Source organism: Vibrio sp. 10N.247.311.12, assembly GCF_041467515.1.
Classification (GTDB): Bacteria; Pseudomonadota; Gammaproteobacteria; order Enterobacterales; family Vibrionaceae; genus Vibrio; species Vibrio crassostreae_C.
Map to the genome: position 1 here is coordinate 61906 of NZ_JBFSUV010000005.1, position 17650 is coordinate 79555.

The following is a 17650-nucleotide window of genomic DNA, read 5'->3' on the forward strand; positions in this document are numbered from 1 at the left end:
ATGCTAACGAAACTTCGTCCTTTTACTCGTGAATCGGGTGCGCTTATGCACCTTTCGATTCCAATCATTTTGACTCAAATAGCTACCCAAGCGATGGGATTTGTCGATACGACAATGGCTGGCCAAGTAAGCCCTGCTGATCTTGCCGCTATTGCACTTGGCACTAGCCTTTGGATTCCTGTATTGCTGCTACTGCGTGGCGTGATTATGGCGTTAACGCCTGTTGTCGCTTACCACCGTGGCGCACGTGACTTTCAAAGTATCTCTGTCGAGTTCTTCCAGATGGTTTGGTTGGCATTAATTGCTAGCGTATTACTCATCGCTTATTTGGTGAGTGCTAAACCGATCTTAGAATGGATTGGCGTAGCCGCAGAGATAATTCCAATTGGGAGTGACTATGCGTTTGCCCTAGCCTTTGGTGTACCGGGTATTGCCCTGTTCTACACCTTAAACGGCTTCTGTGAAGGTATGAACAACACCAAAGTACCGATGATCATTTCGGTAATTGGTTTGCTGATTAACATTCCAGTCAACTACGTGCTTATTTACGGCAAGTTTGGCTTCCCTGAAATGGGCGCTGTGGGTTGTGGTTGGGCAACAAGCTTGGTGTATTGGCTAATGTCGGGAATGCTGTATTCCTACATTAAAGGTCATCACCACTACAAGACCATCATCAACTTTTCAGATGCGAAGCCAAAAGCAAAAGAGATGCTTCACCTTCTAAGATTAGGTTTACCTATCGGGATGAACATTGCAGTGTGTGGCAGTATCTTTGCGGTAATCGCACTGATGATTGGTCGTATTGGTGCAGAGAACGTAGCAGCCGCGCAAATTGCACTTAACATTTCGAGCCTGACTTACGTGATTCCTATGAGCATCTCGTTTGGCATTACGATTCGTGTTGGACACGCTTTGGGTGAGAAAGACGAACTAGGCGCAATTGAACGGAGCAAAGTCGGTATCTTGGTTGCAGCGTTGATTTCATTGCTTTCAGTAGCGATGTTCCTGCTGTTCCCTGAGTGGATCATTAGGCTTTACACAACCGACCCTACAATAAGCGCGACAGCAGCAGTATTGTTGACCTTTACAGCGATGTACCAATTCAGCGATGCATTACAAACGTCTGCTAACGGCGCACTGCGTGGCTATAAAGACACTAAGATCCCGATGATCTTAGCTATCGCTTCATACTGGGGCTTGGCACTACCACTCGGTATGGTGTTAGGCTTAACAGACCACATTGTTCCAGCAATGGGTGAAGAAGGCTTTTGGATTGGTATTCTAACGGGATTAAGCGTATCAGCTGCATTGATGTTGCTTCGCTTGCGATACGTAATTAAGAAGCGTAACTTGCCACCAGCAAGTGCTCCATTGGCAAACTAAGATAGACCTATAAGCTAATACAAAAAAGCGCGTTATTGCCATTTGGTAATAACGCGCTTTTTTATTGAATTCGAATAAGCTTTAATCTAAATAGAATCGTTTAGCTGCTCTGGTTAACATTCGTCGTTCACTACACGAACGGTACATTCACAGCCGCCCTCAGGACATTCGCTCCCATTCGTTCGACCAAAAGAATCATAGATAACATAACAACCCGAAGGTAAGGCATCATCAGTTATGTTATTGCTGTCAAGGTCAGCTTCACTAAATGAATGAGTGTACCCAACGACAGTGTGTCGATTTCCAACAGCCGATGTTAAATTGTCATCATCTGATAAGGTCATAAAATCGATCATCGTCAATTTGCCGCCCGACTCCCCTCGGCTTTCCGGACAAAGTGTGCCCCAGTCAACCTCAACACTACCGATACCAAAATCGATCACATAGTTGCTCTGATCACCTGGGTTTGTTGCGTCAGGATCAAGCCCTGCGATAATAGATTTAGAAGTCACTTGCGTGATCACGCCTTCCATCGCACCCGCAACACCTTCAAGTACCGTTTCTCTCGCTGATTCCTGAATACCAAGGAATCTTGGAGCAGCCGTTACCGCTAATACTCCGAGTATCACGATCACGATGATTAATTCCATTAAAGTAAATCCGTTTTTCTTCATGACATCCGCATCTTTTGATAACTTAAATATTCAATAATCCAATGAATTACCTATAACTATACACCTCAAATAGGACTCATAACACTCCACGGCTATCGCTTTTTATAACGCTGGTTGTGGTATTTGTTCCCTTTAGAGGCTGAAAAGGTAACTGGAAGCGTTATCACATAAGGTGTCAGCGGGTTTAAATTCGATCAAATGCGTGGTGCAACTGAAAGTATCGATGGAAGAAGGTTTAATTGATTTATTTGAACTGAGGCTCGCTGCGTATAATCAAAGTTAGACCATTTTTGAGTCGCCCTTTGTGTTTCTACACTTAAGAAAGCAAGAAATGAAATAGAATCCATAAAAAAGCGCGTTATTGCCATTTGGTAATAACGCGCATCTATAATCGTTGTACGACTATCGCAGCATTAGTTCACTGCTTTCACGTAAGGAAGCACTCGGAATCCATCACGTACTTTTTGGCTTGGAATGTAATGACGGAAGCTAAGTTAAACACACCAGAATCGTTTTCTGTTTTGATGTTGTTTACTGCATCATCACCACAACCAAAGCTTACGGTGTAAGTGCCGTCTGCATTTTTCTCAGCCGTGTTTGAGCTTACGTTCGCCACTTCACTAAACATGAAACCTTGCTTGTTGTAGACCGTTACCGACCAAAACGCTTGGTTCTTAGAATCATCAAAGGTTGCCTGATGACAAGTGTCTGCTGGGAAGTTACCAGAGACTTCGTAAATATTGTCATCTAACTGCGCGCCACCCCAACCGATAGCCGCGCCCACTGCGTACTTCTCTTTGGTAAACATCTCTTTTGAAGCATCTTCAGGGCTGGTAAACATACCAAACGTCGCTTGAGCGCCATCTCGCTTAAGTATTGTTGGCATTTCCATCTTAAGGCTCGTCTCTACCTCTTCAAAAGATTTCTCATCCACTTGCATAGCAAGTAAACTCGCCATCCGCTTTTGCATCAATGCTCATTTTATCTTGGATTTCATGAACTTCATTTTTCGAGAATGTCGCGTCGGTACGAACAATGACGTAAACGTGATCACCACTATGAGTAGAAAGATCAAACGTACCTGAACCGTATTGCATTGGCTGAATGCGGTGATCTTCAGTAATCACTTCCATCGACATGTACTTGCCTTCAGGGATCTCAGGTAACGTGACGGTCGCCCCCTTTGATACATTAATTGCTGCCATTGAGTAGTAGGTGTCTCGGTTCATTCGAACCACATCCTGTTCATCTGTTGGCGTTAGCTCGCGTTACGTTCCTCTCTTTGATTAAAACACTTAACGACACCAATAAGTTTAGATCCAGCCGAGAAAGCTGTTGTTCGATAGTCATCATAAGACATGCATCTGAGTAATATCACTCGTTAAATAATTGCACCATTGTGACTAACAAACAAGTCTCTGTTTAAACGATGGCATTTATATCCAACTAAAAAGGCGAACCTATTGGCTCGCCTTGATCATTTTGTTCGCCAGAATCGTTTAGTCGTTACGAATGGGTGATAACAACTCAGGGTTAACCACCAAATTTCTCACACCGTGGGCGTGATCTTCGTTAAAGTCATTGCCTTCACACCAGCTACCTACTGTCGCGATATTTACTTTCGCGACTTGTGGTCTAACGCTCCATGTTACTTGGAAAGGTGAACCTTGCTCATTATAACCAGGACCCGTTGTAGAGCCTGCGTATTGGATCGCTGAGCCCGTATCTTGTGGGATGTTTGGTGCTTGGTGTAAGCCGTTCACTTTTGAATGTTTAGCGAGCGCTTCAAAGTCGGGTGCTTTGTCGTCATTCACTAATACGTAAACTTGGGTTTCTACACGCAGTTGCGGGTTGGTAATCGCATCGTTAAAACAAGCACCCAGTGTTTCACCCGGTTCAACTTGCGCCGTTGAATAAACATAGTGAACTTCAATGGTGTCACCCGAATGCAAAGAACCATGCTCGCTCGGACAAACCTTGCCCTCAAATGGTTTCAGCTCAGCAGAACTCAGCTTGCCTGTGTATTTAAAGCCACTCTGGAATCCCTTACCATCACCGTTACCAGCGTATTGAGTAAACTCTCCACCTTTATGCTCAGCATTTTTATGGAAGTGAATATTACATAAGTTCATCGCTGTTGAATCAGGGGCATCCGAGAACAGCCTAGTATTTGTACCTTCTAATGAACCCAAATCTCTTGGAGCTTGCGGTCCAAAACCTTGTCCTTGGGTATTTTCAGAAAGCTTTGCTCTTTGTTCTGCGATAACACCATCTGATACAGACTCATGGTTCGCGTCTGATGCACTTGCATGAGCTGACAACATCACCAATGCGGCACTTAAAAACACACTCTTATTCTTCATTTTTCTTCCCTAGAATATTGATAACTAAACCCAAACCGACTTAACAGCAAACATCTTACTATGCTCATAAGTGAATATAAGGCTTGTCTTTGTAAGATTAGATTTCATTGCTTACTTTGGGATGAGTATTAGAACCCTTGATGCATATAACAAGTCAAACAGGGTAAATTCGGCGACTCCCTTCCAGAACGAATAATTTCCTATTTACGTTAACCGTCGCCTGACTCAGCGCTCAGATAAGTGAGCACGATTCTTAGGAAGAACGGTGGCCAGATTTAGAAGATCAAAAAAGGCGAACCACTTGGATCGTCTTCACGTCTCATTTTATCTATTGGTTTGCTTTCTTGGTTGACGGTTTAACCGTTACCGGTGGCAAATATCCCAAACGTCATGACGTTCAATGCATCTGTCACGCCCTCTAGTGATTTAATCACCGTCTTAGTCGGTTTATTATGACGAATAAAATAGCTTCCGATGCCTTTTTCACCGCCACTCTTAGCATCGCTTTCAGTTGTTTCTGTCGCTTCTATTTGAGAAGGCTCCACTGATTCTGGCTCTGCATTGGCGTGAGCTATCGTGTCTTTATTTGAATCAAGGTTAGTGAGTGGTTGATGATTAACGATTGAATCATGGGAAGAATCAACGCTGGTCTCAGCGTTTGTATCCTTTGAAGTCTCGAGATTACTCTCTCCCTCTATACTTTTCGACATAGCGTCTTCGTTGCTCAATGTCTCGTCGTCTAGCTGATGATTACTCGTTGAAGAACAGGCTGTTAAGAAGAACAGGCTAACGATGAATATGAGTAAGTTTCTCATCATAATGATAAAGCACGAATTAATGAAACATTGTTCGATTGTATTTTATTTGGCTGACGACATCCAGTGATAAGCGGAGTAAACACGAACAGTCACGGTCTTGAAGAGTAAACAAAAGCGTACGGGTTTAGTGCTTAAGAATAATAATTCGAGAGCTCAATTAGGTTGCCCGCCGCTTATCATCTGAAAGGTGGTGTCAGTTAGGCTTGGGGATTCACACGCTATAAGCTTAATCTTTACTGGAACACAGTTCAGAGATTCGGTCACACATGGCTTGGTTGACTGCGAAGTGGGTGTTGAGGAATGCTAGTTGGGCAAGTGCCGATTCAGCGGTGCGCTCGTAGCCTTGGGTAAAGGTTGGTAGCAATTGGGCAAACTTAGGGAAGCGTGCTTCTAGCCTTCTATCCGACATAAATTCATCAACGAATTCAGGCTCAGACTGTTCAGTTTGATCCACAAGATCGATCAAACGATCGAGTGCGTAAGATTGAACGAACCGACTGCCCGACAGCTTTTCGCCTCGGTTATAACGAGACATACCCACATAAAGATTGGTTAGAGCCTCACCAATGATCCAATCTTGGGAATTAGTGTCTGTCTCCCCTTTTATTGGTGAAACACAACACTGTGTATCAAATTCATGTTGCTGCCAAACAATACGCCCTTCAGCAAACGGAATGTGCGCTAACTCGTGGGGTTCAAACACTGCAAACTCACAAAAGATTCCGTCAGCGTACAGAACTTTATAGCCATCGACGGTATTTCTCACTGCGTAGTCGATTGAGTGAATATCAGATAGCCAATGCAAACTGTCTAAGAAATACTGCTTGTGCCCTGTTTGCACTATTGCGAAAAAATCGACATCTGAATACTGATCAAGTCGTTCTGTTTCAATACCTACTGAGCCCAATCCCAGCAAAGCATGAGCCTTACCCGATGCTTCCAAAGACTCCCCAATCGCATCTAAACGCTGGAGTAATTTTTCTGGTGTGTTTATGTGTCTTGTCTGTATCACTTTGTCCGTCTGCATTGCTCAATCCCTATCAAGTTGAATGCCACTCAACCTAACTGATAGTTAGAACATCTAAGAAGCTTAATTTATAAAATGTGTGTTTTGGATAACGATCTGTGCAAGTTATTGTTTGAATTAAGGTGGGATTTAGAGGTGAGAAAGAGTGTGTACAAGCTATAAACAACACTCTTCTATCATGACTTATCTTTTTAGCAGCTCATATTTGCAACAACGTTGACACCATGCTCACGAAGTTTGCTTTTCTTCCAAGCTCTCGCGTCTGCCGACATATGAACAGAGACCGTAAAACCCAATTTTGCACTCATGATACCGATCGATATGCCTAGATTACCTGTGGAGCCTACCGCAATGCTGTATTGTTGGAAGAAGTCACGGAATTCAGGTTCGAGCAACTTACTGTAGTCATCGCTCTCACACAGTAACCCGGCTTCAATCGCAAGCTTCTCGGCATGCGCTAGTACTTCATAAATACCACCGCGAGCTTTGATTGAGCCTGAAATTGGCAAATGGCTGTCTTTTTTCATCATCAAACGCCCTTTTATAGGCTGCTGATAATGTGCTCCCAATGCTGATTTCATAGATGGAATGTCAATAAGCTCAGACTCGATGATGCCATTGGTCGCTTGAGTTTCAGGAAACGCCTTGGCTAGATAAGGAGCAAACCTTTGTAGCCTCATGCTCGCATCGTGAATATCTTGTTCGCCTAATCCCACATAAAGCAAACCGCGCTCCAGAGTCGTCACATTTGGGTTAAACCAAACCACTTCTTCCAATGCAATCAATTGTTGAAGCAGTGGGAAGTCCGAGATGAGCTTGTCGATATTTAATACAGTCATGGGTGACTTTTCTGGCTAAGCGCGTACTGCGCAGGTTCAATCATTAGTAAACCTATTTAAACGGTATTTGTGTAATCATTCAATGATCTGTAGGCTAGCCTGTCTTCTCATAAGCAAACAGTAGAACAACCTATGAGCGCCTCTCTTCGTAATAGCATTTTCGTGATGTTAGGGATTCTATTCCTAGCACTTAACCTTCGTGGGCCTTTTACGAGCTTGGCTCCTGTGCTTTCTCAGGTTATGGAAGGCCTCAACCTTACGTCATCGGCTGCAGGCTTCTTAACAGCTTTGCCACTGTTAACTTTTGCCTTATTCTCACCATTAGTCACCAAGATATCCCAACGAATTGGTCTAGAGCCTAGCCTGTTATTAGGCTTAGTTCTGATCACTACGGGTATTACACTGCGCTCTGCTGGGTTAACCCCAACCTTGTATATCGGCACGGTGATGATCGGGCTTGGTATCGCGATTGGTAATGTGTTGTTGCCTGTAGTAGTGAAAGTTAGCTTCCCGACACGCATCGCTACTGTGACTTCTCTGTACATCTTTACGATGGGCATCGGGTCGACGTTAGGCTCAAGTTTGATGGTGCCGTTTTCAAATCTAACCTTATTTACGATCACGGGTTGGCAATTAGCGCTGTTAATGAACTTGGTATTTCCAATATTAGCTTTGATGATCTGGTTGCCTAAAATCAGAAAACGCTCATCTTCGGCCAGCAATAACAAGCAACAAGACAAACCTCTGCCGATGAAACAGATGATTAAAAGCGGCGTAGCGTGGCAAGTAACGTTAGCGCTTGGGCTTAACTCATTTACCTTCTACTCTTTGGCTGGCTGGTTGCCACAGATATTGAACGATCTTGGCTACAGCGAAATCGACGCGGGCTACATTTATGGATTTCTGCAATTTTCGACTATGGTTCCAGGGCTGCTGTTACTGCCATTCTTAGCCAAAAGTGACAATCAACAATGGCTCATCACTCTGTGTGCATCGAGTGTATTTGTTGGATTGATTGGTCTTCTGTATTTGCCTGAGTTTGCGATCTTTTGGGTGGGACTGTTTGGATTAGCCAACTGCTCGACATTTATTATCGCGCTCTCTTTTGTTGGCTTGCGTACATCGAATAGCAGCCAAGCCGCATCATTGTCGGGTATGGCTCAGGGAATCGGTTATGCGTTGGCAGCCACTGGCCCAACGCTGGTGGGTAAGCTTCATGCTCAGACAGATTCTTGGAGTGTGCCGATTCTGTTGGTCGCATCTGTTGCCTTTGCGTGCACGATTTTCGCGGCATTGGCAGCACGAGATAAGAAAGTGAGCGTTTAGGCAAACAGAATGATTATGGTATCGCGACTTTATTTGCTCGCGACTCTATGGCTGACGACGGTTTTGATGTATTCACTTGGCGACAAACCAAACTTCCCTTTAAAGCGCTGGCTAAAACGCCCTTCCGATTGATAACCGCAAGACTGAGCTAACATCGCCACATTCTGCTGCCCGTTTTGCATCAGATAAAGCGCATGACTCAAGCGAACTTCAGCCAACACCTCTCGATATTGCATGCCTTCAAGTTTCAATTTACGGATAAGCGTGGCGCGGCTCATCGCAAAGCGCTCTGCTACCGACTCTAACGGGTGTTTCTCGTCCGGTGAATGCGAAAGGTAGTGGCTGAGTTTCTGGCTAAACGAGACGTTTGAGCTAATAAACAATCGATGCAGTACGCCCTTCTCGGCTAATTGCTGATACAACCCCTGCAACCAAAATTGTTGGGTCTCTTTGCTCATGCTTTGTCTATCAAAGGAAAACAGAGCATTGAGTGAATCTTGTAAGCTACGATCCGCTTGTACTTTAGGCAGCCCCAGATCATTCGAGCGTTCCTCACTTAAATCAAGCATCCCTTGAGAAGGTTGGAATTGAAAGCTGAATACTCGCGACAAGAAACGTCCTTTGTGGGGCATATTCTCAAAGCTTAATGACGCTGATGCCTCACACAACAGCAGCTCAGAATGTGAAAGTTCTGCCGCTGAGTCTTTCCAAAACAGACGCTTACTGCCTGTAATGATCTGAATAATACTAGGAGATAGAATCCTCACATTACGCAGTTTTTGTAACTGCTCTGCACGAAAGATCGTCACTTGATATTGATGATTCATCTCATCCCCCTTGTTTACTTATTATCAACGACCAGCTATCGCATCAATAACTGGTCGCTTTATTAGCTTGTGTCAATTACTAACGTGTGTAAGTTGTAGTCAGTTTCGCTTTGTCTAAAGCCATGCTGTTCAACGTGAATCCAACCACAGCCGACGGCGTGTTTTCGTCTAGGTTGAGCTTATCCGTTGGCAATGCCCAAACCGTGAATTGATAACGGTGCATGCCATCTTTTTCTGGAGGACAAGCGCCACCGAAACCTACCGTTCCATAATCTATACGGCCCTCTTTGCCACCCACTTTAGAGATGTCGACACCACGAGGTAGCTCGCTCACTGTTGCTGGAATATCAAACGCGACCCAGTGCCAGAAACCACTTTCAGTTGGTGCATCTGGATCATAAGCTGTGATAGCAAAGCTTTTGGTACCTGCTGGTGCATCTTTCCACATCAATTGTGGTGATTGATTATCGCCGTCACAACCCCAACTAGAGTATTCAAAAGTCTTTGCCATTGGGTGACCTTCTTGAATATCGTTGCTGGTTAATTCGAACGCATGAGCAGAGCCTGTAGCCAACATACTGATTGCCAATACTGATTTGATGATGAGTTTCATGATGGTTCCTCTTATTAGGTATGAGCCCAGTATAGTCCCCTCATTTCGCCCAACAATGACAGTAAGTACACAATTATCTATTTTATTTCAAATAAATGATACTTACTGTATTTGTACTTTATTATTTAAAAGCATGACCCACTCGACAATTTGTTGTTAAAAGAACACTTGTTGACATTCAGGTTACAAATCGCGCCCAAAACTCTTTAGACTCGCCCCACGACTTTTAACGAGAATGATTGGATGCGCAGGTTTACATTAGCTCTTTGCTTGATCTTTTGGCTCCCAACCCTAGTCAATGCCCAAAGTTTGCAAGATAAGTGGCAAACTCTGTATCAACTGAGCTGGCAATCATCCCCACTCTTAGTATCTCAACAAGAGTTGGCTCAGTATCCGAAAGTTCTGCTCCATGAAAATAGCCGCTATCCTGATTTCAACCAATTCAGTTGGGACGACATCGCAGCGTTAGCGTCAATACAAGATCACTGCCAAGCGATTGAAAGCAGTAACCCTTCATTACATGAAGCCATCGAGTTCGAGCTCGCTCTGTGTCAGCAACAAACATTGGATTCGATTTGGTTTGCAGCACACTCCAAACGTCACCCTGCCGGTGGCAGCTTTGCTGGTCGTTATTTAGCCGCTTACCCAGATGTGACCGAGCAGATACGCCCATTTTTGAGTCTTACCAACCCTCAGCACCCTTTATATAACAAACTAGAAAGCCTAAGTGCACAAGGCAGAGAAGCACTGCTCAATGGATACCGCGCTTGGCAACAAGATGATGTGCTTTGGTTAAGTGGCGAACAAGGCTGGAAAGCTATTCCCTTAGATGTTTGGCAACCTATCGCAGAGCAACAAGAGGTATCTTTGGCAGGTGAAACCTGTACTTTTCGTTACAGTAACGTGTGCTTAAACGAGCCTAGCAATGACAATCTGATCATGAAAACGTTGATCTTTACATTGCTGCTAACGTTGCTTTCCGGGCTCGCTAGAGTCTTATACCTAAGAACAAAACAACGAAAAGAGAGGCAGTTCGTTTTACAGCTTCTTACTCATGAACTGCGCACGCCTATTACTAGCCTAGGCTTAACCGTCGAAATGTTTAGAAATCGCTACGATGACTTTTCTGATGAAACTCAAAGTGCGGTTTGGCGTTTAATATCTGACTATCAAAGGCTTTCTCAGCTCACCGAAAACAGCAAAGTGTACCTAAGTTCGGATCAGTCAGAGCCTTTGTTGAAGCAAAACGCTTCATTAGAAGAGTGGCTCGATCATGTCTGTGAAAAGCACAATATTTCTTATCAATGTGAAGCGCGTGAAGTTGAACTGAACCTTCCCTATTACTGGCTAACCATCTGCTTGGATAATCTAATCAAGAATGCCAAACAACATGGTAAAGGTGAGGTTTTGGTAAAGGTCGAACTCGGTGACAAGCTGACGATTGAGGTGCAAGACGAAGGTCACTTCCCTTCTTTTCTGCAACGGTTTGTATCTCGAGCAACACCGAATATCAATCACAGACAAGACAACATGGGCATTGGCCTGACTATTGTCGAACACTTGATGAAACAAGCGAATGGCCGTCTCATTATTCTTCGTAACCCAACCCGATGTATTTTGGAAATAGCTTATGAACACCCTACTGCTGATTGAAGACGACCATCTGCTTGGACAAGGCCTCGTCAGCTTCTTTGAGTCCAATGGTTACCCATGCCTTTGGGCGAAGGATTCAGAGAGTGCCAGTAAGCAATGGTTCCGCGCCGATCTAGTGATACTGGATCGACAACTCGAAGACGGTGACAGCTTGCGACACCTGCCGAATTGGCTACTCCTCAAAGCGCTTCCTGTGATTGTGTTAACCGCTAAAGTGGAAGTCCAGCAACGCGTAGAAGGCTTAATGGCAGGTGCCAAAGATTACGTCACTAAACCTTTCTCGAACGAGGAGTTGCTTGCTCGAGTCATTACCCAGCTTCGTCCGTTAGGGGTGAGCCACTTAAATTACGCAAATATCCAAATCAACTTGTCGGAACGAATCGCTTATTTGGATGAAAGCCCGATCACGTTAAAACCTAAAGAGTTCCAGTTATTGGTCTTGTTTGTTCAGAACCAAAGTCGTGTGTTTCATCGTGATGAGTTACTCAATAAGATTTGGGGTTATCAAGCCTTTCCAAGTACCCGAACCGTGGATAATCACATACTGCGCTTGCGCCAGAAGCTGCCAACCCTAAAGATCGAAACACATCGCGGCGTTGGTTACCGCTTAGCTGGGGAATCATAATGAGAGTCACTTCGTTAATCGCATTGATCTGCGCTTTGCCGTTTGCGTGTCACGCCGCTTGGTTTACCAACACGCCATTACAACATACGTATCAATCTCTGCTTGATGAACAACCTCAAGTCGCGTGGCAAGAGCTTCAAATCGCACTCAATCAACAAACACTTGATAGTGAGCTTTGGTTGCCAGTTAAACAAGAGATACTGAGCCAAACTCAATGCGGAACTTCACTAAGACAAGACACTGAGACGAAACATCACATTCAAGTTAGCTTCATTCGACGCTACGGCCTGTCGTCGCACGGTTATCAAATCAAAGTCTCTTCCGAACAGCTCAACAAAGGCTTAGAAACCCAAACTATGTCTTTGATATCACCTAAAGGTAAAGTCCTTCTCGATGGACAACTCGCTTCTAACAATGAGTATCAAGAGATTGAGACCAGTGAAATGTTTATCAAACCCGAATCTGGTGTTTATCAACTAAAGATAGGTTCAAACCACTATCCTATTGTTGTCGCTTTAGACAACAGCAAGCGATGGTTAACACTCGAAAGTAAACTCAGCGAACCACATATCGTGATCACGCCACCGAAGGTGATCGACAATTGCCCTAACGCCAATGTGAGTTGGCAATGGTTCGATGAGAACTACAACCTGTTAGGCTACAAAGTGCCAATCAAGACAGCGCAAGCACCCGTTCCCACAGAAAGCCCGCTAGGGACTAATGCCAAACATTTGAGTGCCTCGGTTGAAATGTTTGAATACCAAGGCGCGATTGAAGTCCAATATGTACAGCGTGTCGCGGTGCCTTTCTAATGGAGTGCTTTCAGAAGAAGATTAGAAACTAGGTAATGCAGAAAATAGAGACATATAGGTGACAAAGCACTAGCGCTACTTGGGTGTAATAACCGTAGTTACCCTTTACGGAATCTAGATATGCTCAGCGTACGTCACCCTCTCAATCTTTCTACTTGTGCCATTGTAGCTTTAACAACAGCTTGTCTGTTTTCATCCAATACACAAGCGAGCCAAATAACGCTAACCAGTAATAGCAGCGTCAGCACTAACACTACTACCAACAATACAGTCTCTATTTCATCGAATACTTTAGAGATAGATTGGAACGGCTTAAGCGTTAACAGCGGCGCTCTCACCGTTGATAACCAACCACAGAAAGTGACGAATCTAGTCATTGGTCTTTCCGATAAAACTAACTCAGCAAAGACCGCAACTTGGACCTTAGTACCTAGTGGGATAAACATTGAGGTAGAACTAAATCAAGATCAACTCACTTTTCAGTTCAGCTTCCCTTCAAATATACAAGTGAAACGTAACCAGCCCGTAGAGTTGGCGTGGTTCGATCTTGCAGAACAACAAACTCAGACCCTATTTCTTCCTTTTAGCGAAGGCATGCGTGTACCTACAGATAACAAGCTTTGGGGTAGTTATCTAGTCGACAACCATTCTGGAAGCAACACCACTCAAGACCTAAAGATGCCTTTTTGGACAGCACAACAGAACGACCACTTCATTAGCTATCAGATGATTAATGCAACCAACAATCAACTGCTCTTTTCAGATGCATCCTCTGATAGCTCATCTCATTCAAAAACCAAAATTGATATGAAGGCATCACACCAATTTACGATGCTCAATCAGTCACAACCTTTTATTGTTCGTATCACCCTCGGAGACTCGTGGTTAGATGGTGCCAAACAATACCGAGATTCGCGCATCAATAATGACCAGTCTGAAACACTTGTAGCAAAGCAAAAGCGCAATCCAGATGTGAGTAAGTTGATCGGCGCGAGCCACGTTTATTTGTTTGGTAAAGATCCATTAAGCGTCCAAGATGTGAGTAACTGGTGGGGATTGAAAGCTTGGTATCTAGAGAGGTCTAAACTCAGCATTTCTGCGGAAGCGAAAAGAGAGCTGTCGTCACTGTCTAAGGGTAAAGATTGGTTCAGTCAGTATCACAAACAACTATTGTTGGACTCTATTAGCCAGTCATTGCAGGTGTTATATCCTGTTGGTAATCCGACACTCGAAAACAACACGATTAAAGCTCAATACGTGGCAGCGCAGAATAAGAAGAACTGGTTGCTAGAGCACGCTTCCCCTTACCTAAACTCGTCAGACACTTGGGGACAAGCGTTGTCTTCAGACATGGTCACCAACCTAAATAAGGCAGGCTTAAACAAACTGTGGCTAGGATTCGATAATTGGATGCCAGCATTCTATCAACCTAACGCCGTGGCTATGGCAAAACAGTTCGGATATCTAGTCGGTACTTACGATTCCTACAACACAGCCATTCCTGAGAAGCTCAATGACAACTGGCTAACCGCTCAATTACCAGAGCCAATGCGTCAAAGTTGTGCCATTGAACTAGCGGATGGGAGTTTGAAAAAAGGATTTCGTGGAAACGGCTTTTACTTAAACCCGAATTGCCATTTAGAATACGTAAAACAACGCGCTCAAGACATTATGAGATTCGGCAACTTCAACAGCTTGTTCTTAGATGTTGATGCGACGGCAATGGCACGTGAGGACTACCGCGATAACACCAGTGAGTCGGATATACTTTCTGCCTTCAATAACCGAATGCAGTGGCTTAGCGAGCAACCATCGTTAGTATTAGGCTCTGAAGACGGCAACAGCCTAACAACAAAAGGCATCGCGTTTGCGCACGGCTTAGAAACGGTTGGTTTTGGTTGGACAGATAAAGACATGAAAGAGAATCGCCGATCTCCCTATTACTTAGGTCGTTGGTACCCAGACCACAAGCCTGACTTCTTCTTTAAACCCGCCGAGGTTAAAGAGCTCTACAAGTCGCTACTGTTTTCGCCAAAATATCGAATTCCGCTTTACCAAGCCGTTTTCCATGATGAAGTGATCAATACGCACCATTGGCATTCAGACAGCCTCAAGTTCACTAATGTACAAGCAGAACGTGACTTAACCGCCATGCTATACAACACACCACCGATGGTTCACTTGACCAGAGATGAAGCTTTATCAAGTTCAAGCCAGAGAATCAAAGCACTCAAACACTATCAAGATGGCTTTGAACCAATGCACGAACAGTTATGGGATAAACAGTTAGTCGATTCCGAATGGTTAGATAAGAGCGGCGATGTTCAACAAACTGAGTTCAGTGACGGAAGTAAGATCATTGCCAATTTTTCAGATCAAACCTTTCATCAGAGAGGCCTTAAAGTCTCGCCGAGCGCTATAAAAGCCGTATTGAGCAACGGACAAACGTTAGAGTGGAAATCAGAGCCTAACTAGTTTGAACGTGCCGTTTTTAAGCCTCACCTTATTCACTATTACGGGTTAGCAGGTAGTGTTGTTAACGAGCAAAAATCCACACCTTTGACACTCAGGTACCAATCCCAATCGACACCTAATTCTCTCTATTTTTGTACAAGAAAATTGGGTGCCGACCACAATTTCAAACACAGATGTTTTCACATAAATCTCAAAAGTGATATCAATGCTTATATTGAATGATAATAATACAAAAGAGATATTTTTGATGAAAAAGACCCTACTCACTTGCTGTGCCCTTCTTGCCTTTTCTTCTTCGGCAATCGCTAATGTTCAGTTTTCGAATCCAGAAGGAGCTTTAGGCGAACCTTCTAATTACTCTCAATACCAAAATGTTTTGTCAGTTTCTGAACTTCAAATTTCAGATCCAAACGGAAAGAAAGGCAACAAAGACTATTTTGCGCTCGATAATAACTACGACGGCATTGTGAACAACAACTTCTATGTCGACAAAGAAAGTGAAGCGCTAGTCTTTACCATGAAGAATGACCACCTGCGCAACGAGCTACGCGTTCAGGAAAACTTCCGCACAGACTTAACAAATGAAACATACACATTAAGTTCGGAGGTGGAGATCATAAAACCTGAAGAGTCGATGAAGAACTCAGACTCTAAGCAAGACGAGATTACATTCCTACAAGTACATAACAAAGGCTTAGATGATCTTGGTACTCACAATGTCCCTCACCCTTTGCTTCGTGTTGTATGGAAACGTGACAATAATGGTATTGAAGGGCATTTCTGGGCAATCATTAAAAACAACGCTGTAATTTGTAAAGGATCGTTCGGCAAGAAAAACCAAGACAAGGAAATATGCAAATCAGACGTAGCATATTCTCAGTATGATTTAGGCAAAGCACCACAAGGCAAACCAACAGCATTTGATTTAATCGTGGGTGATAAGAAACTTATTGTTGACGTAAACGGTGAACGTAAAGTTGAGCAGGATATTGACTACTGGCGTCACCTATTAAGCTACTTCAAAGCTGGCGTATACAACCAATTTACAAATGGACAAAGTGAAGCTCACTTCTACAAGCTAGAGTACACAGAGAAAAAGAGCTAGTTCGGTACTTAGCCTACAACTACATTAGCAATCAGAAAAAAACGAACTTGTTAACAAGTTCGTTTTTCTCTTTTCAATGTTATTGGTCATTGTCAATGAATTACAACTAATCAACAGTTAGGCAGCCGATTCCTTCTGTTGCTCCCAATACAATATGCCTTTATTTCGTTATTTGATTGGCTCTATTTTGAAAAGCAGTCAGTAGATAGTCGATAAAGACCTTCTTACGTTTCGGCATCAACTGCCTGTCTGCATACACTAGGCTTACTGAAACTTCCGGCATCTCATATTCAGGTAGCAAACGAATCAACTTGCCTGTCTTGAAGTGCTCACGACAAATGAATTCAGGAAGCACCGCCAAGCCGAGCCCATCCACACACGCTGTTAGGCATGCCGTGATGGTATTCACCCGCAACTGACACGGCAGATCGATCAAAATCGACTCTCCGCCTTCTAATTGTAAATGCCACTTGGGTAGACGCGCGGCCTTGTTCACCACCTCAATCATTCTGAATGGCGGTTCAAGATCATCGGGTGAAGAGACGTCATCGAACTGCTCTAAATACTCAGGGCTGGCTGCCAATACACGCTTTGATGTTGTGAGGTAGCGAGAAACCAAGCTCGAGTCCACTAGCTCACCAATTTGTGCGTAAAGATCGATACCCTCCGCAATGATGTCGACTTCTCGATTCGACAGTTCTAAGTTCAAAGTCACGTTTGGGTGCTCTTTTAGGAAGCTGTGGATGTATTTGGCTAATACTTGATGCCCCAATTCGACAGGCAACACAACATTCAACTGCCCTCGGATCAAATCCTGATTGGCTGAAACCTCTAGCTCAGCTTGGTTCATGATCTCTTGCATCTGCATGCTCGACTGATAAAAGCGCTCACCCTCTGGCGTTAAGACTAAACTTCGTGTCGAACGAGTGATCAACCTCACACCTAGATGCTGTTCCAGCTCGTCTAGCTTTCGGCTGACGGTCGACTTGGTCATGTTCAATGCTTCAGCTGCGTGCGTGAAACTCCCACAATCAACAACTTGTGTAAAAACAGTCACAGCATTTAAGTCCATCGTACTTCTCCCAAAGCGCCATTAGTTAGATTTTTGCA

General features: G+C 44.0%; 14 protein-coding genes and 2 pseudogenes. 7 read left to right on the forward strand and 9 right to left on the reverse strand.

What is annotated here, in order from left to right; genetic code table 11:
• A complete protein-coding gene (locus AB6E30_RS04205) occupies positions 1–1383 on the forward strand; it encodes an MATE family efflux transporter (protein WP_372102709.1) in 1383 nt (460 codons plus the stop codon).
• A 113-nt stretch (positions 1384–1496) separates the two neighbouring features.
• Here AB6E30_RS04205 and AB6E30_RS04210 read toward each other — a convergent pair whose 3' ends face one another.
• The 6 genes and pseudogenes from AB6E30_RS04210 to AB6E30_RS04235 all read right to left on the reverse strand — a co-directional run.
• The gene (locus AB6E30_RS04210) at positions 1497–2033 is read right to left on the reverse strand and encodes a type II secretion system protein (RefSeq protein WP_372102711.1); all 537 of its coding nucleotides are present in this window, start codon (positions 2031–2033) and stop codon (positions 1497–1499) included.
• Positions 2034–2470: 437 nt separating this feature from the next.
• Positions 2471–3325 (reverse strand): annotated as a pseudogene (locus tag AB6E30_RS04215) (DUF1254 domain-containing protein); the annotation flags it as partial.
• 231 nt (positions 3326–3556) lie between these two features.
• Positions 3557–4420 carry a delta-class carbonic anhydrase gene (locus AB6E30_RS04220; RefSeq protein ID WP_136982778.1) on the reverse strand — a complete coding sequence of 288 codons (864 nt, stop codon included), beginning with the start codon at positions 4418–4420 and terminating at the stop codon, positions 3557–3559.
• Positions 4421–4776: 356 nt separating this feature from the next.
• Positions 4777–5238, reverse strand: a complete 462-nt coding sequence (locus AB6E30_RS04225) for a hypothetical protein (protein ID WP_029235242.1) — start codon at positions 5236–5238, stop codon at positions 4777–4779.
• Between the two features lie 226 nt (positions 5239–5464).
• Positions 5465–6265 (reverse strand): hypothetical protein, encoded by an 801-nt coding sequence (locus AB6E30_RS04230; protein WP_065583740.1) that lies wholly within the window; start codon positions 6263–6265, stop codon positions 5465–5467.
• A 209-nt stretch (positions 6266–6474) separates the two neighbouring features.
• A pseudogene (locus tag AB6E30_RS04235) lies at positions 6475–7104 on the reverse strand (D-serine ammonia-lyase); the annotation flags it as partial.
• Positions 7105–7236: 132 nt separating this feature from the next.
• Here AB6E30_RS04235 and AB6E30_RS04240 point away from each other — a divergent pair.
• Entirely contained in the window at positions 7237–8430 is a 1194-nt protein-coding gene (locus AB6E30_RS04240) for a CynX/NimT family MFS transporter (protein ID WP_137002116.1), read from the forward strand.
• Positions 8431–8459: 29 nt separating this feature from the next.
• Here AB6E30_RS04240 and AB6E30_RS04245 read toward each other — a convergent pair whose 3' ends face one another.
• Complete coding sequence (locus AB6E30_RS04245) at positions 8460–9257, reverse strand: helix-turn-helix transcriptional regulator (RefSeq protein ID WP_108091540.1); 798 nt, start codon at positions 9255–9257, stop codon at positions 8460–8462.
• Between the two features lie 79 nt (positions 9258–9336).
• Entirely contained in the window at positions 9337–9870 is a 534-nt protein-coding gene (locus AB6E30_RS04250; protein WP_372102713.1) for a YbhB/YbcL family Raf kinase inhibitor-like protein, read from the reverse strand.
• A gap of 243 nt (positions 9871–10113) precedes the next feature.
• Between AB6E30_RS04250 and AB6E30_RS04255 the strand changes: the two genes are divergently transcribed.
• From AB6E30_RS04255 to AB6E30_RS04275, 5 genes are all read left to right on the forward strand, one after another.
• Positions 10114–11523 (forward strand): DUF3404 domain-containing protein, encoded by a 1410-nt coding sequence (locus AB6E30_RS04255; RefSeq protein ID WP_136982781.1) that lies wholly within the window; start codon positions 10114–10116, stop codon positions 11521–11523.
• Positions 11501–12148, forward strand: a complete 648-nt coding sequence (locus tag AB6E30_RS04260) for a response regulator transcription factor (protein ID WP_054541141.1) — start codon at positions 11501–11503, stop codon at positions 12146–12148. Before AB6E30_RS04255 ends, AB6E30_RS04260 begins: the two co-directional genes overlap by 23 nt.
• Positions 12148–12960 carry a DUF2861 family protein gene (locus AB6E30_RS04265; protein ID WP_372102714.1) on the forward strand — a complete coding sequence of 271 codons (813 nt, stop codon included), beginning with the start codon at positions 12148–12150 and terminating at the stop codon, positions 12958–12960. Before AB6E30_RS04260 ends, AB6E30_RS04265 begins: the two co-directional genes overlap by 1 nt.
• A gap of 120 nt (positions 12961–13080) precedes the next feature.
• The gene (locus tag AB6E30_RS04270; protein WP_372102716.1) at positions 13081–15435 is read left to right on the forward strand and encodes a glycoside hydrolase; all 2355 of its coding nucleotides are present in this window, start codon (positions 13081–13083) and stop codon (positions 15433–15435) included.
• A gap of 247 nt (positions 15436–15682) precedes the next feature.
• Entirely contained in the window at positions 15683–16540 is an 858-nt protein-coding gene (locus AB6E30_RS04275; protein WP_372102718.1) for a polysaccharide lyase family 7 protein, read from the forward strand.
• 160 nt (positions 16541–16700) lie between these two features.
• Here the strand turns inward: AB6E30_RS04275 and AB6E30_RS04280 are convergent, their stop codons facing one another.
• The gene (locus tag AB6E30_RS04280) at positions 16701–17612 is read right to left on the reverse strand and encodes a LysR family transcriptional regulator (protein ID WP_017060504.1); all 912 of its coding nucleotides are present in this window, start codon (positions 17610–17612) and stop codon (positions 16701–16703) included.
• Between the last annotated feature and the right edge of the window lie 38 nt (positions 17613–17650).

Coding starts and splice junctions, on each gene's coding strand:
- AB6E30_RS04205 (WP_372102709.1), top strand. CDS start 1: ATGCTAACGAAACTTCGTCCTTTTACTCGTGAATCGGGTGCGCTTATG.
- AB6E30_RS04210 (WP_372102711.1), bottom strand. CDS start 2,033: ATGGAATTAATCATCGTGATCGTGATACTCGGAGTATTAGCGGTAACG.
- AB6E30_RS04220 (WP_136982778.1), bottom strand. CDS start 4,420: ATGAAGAATAAGAGTGTGTTTTTAAGTGCCGCATTGGTGATGTTGTCA.
- AB6E30_RS04225 (WP_029235242.1), bottom strand. CDS start 5,238: ATGATGAGAAACTTACTCATATTCATCGTTAGCCTGTTCTTCTTAACA.
- AB6E30_RS04230 (WP_065583740.1), bottom strand. CDS start 6,265: ATGCAGACGGACAAAGTGATACAGACAAGACACATAAACACACCAGAA.
- AB6E30_RS04240 (WP_137002116.1), top strand. CDS start 7,237: ATGAGCGCCTCTCTTCGTAATAGCATTTTCGTGATGTTAGGGATTCTA.
- AB6E30_RS04245 (WP_108091540.1), bottom strand. CDS start 9,257: ATGAATCATCAATATCAAGTGACGATCTTTCGTGCAGAGCAGTTACAA.
- AB6E30_RS04250 (WP_372102713.1), bottom strand. CDS start 9,870: ATGAAACTCATCATCAAATCAGTATTGGCAATCAGTATGTTGGCTACA.
- AB6E30_RS04255 (WP_136982781.1), top strand. CDS start 10,114: ATGCGCAGGTTTACATTAGCTCTTTGCTTGATCTTTTGGCTCCCAACC.
- AB6E30_RS04260 (WP_054541141.1), top strand. CDS start 11,501: ATGAACACCCTACTGCTGATTGAAGACGACCATCTGCTTGGACAAGGC.
- AB6E30_RS04265 (WP_372102714.1), top strand. CDS start 12,148: ATGAGAGTCACTTCGTTAATCGCATTGATCTGCGCTTTGCCGTTTGCG.
- AB6E30_RS04270 (WP_372102716.1), top strand. CDS start 13,081: ATGCTCAGCGTACGTCACCCTCTCAATCTTTCTACTTGTGCCATTGTA.
- AB6E30_RS04275 (WP_372102718.1), top strand. CDS start 15,683: ATGAAAAAGACCCTACTCACTTGCTGTGCCCTTCTTGCCTTTTCTTCT.
- AB6E30_RS04280 (WP_017060504.1), bottom strand. CDS start 17,612: ATGGACTTAAATGCTGTGACTGTTTTTACACAAGTTGTTGATTGTGGG.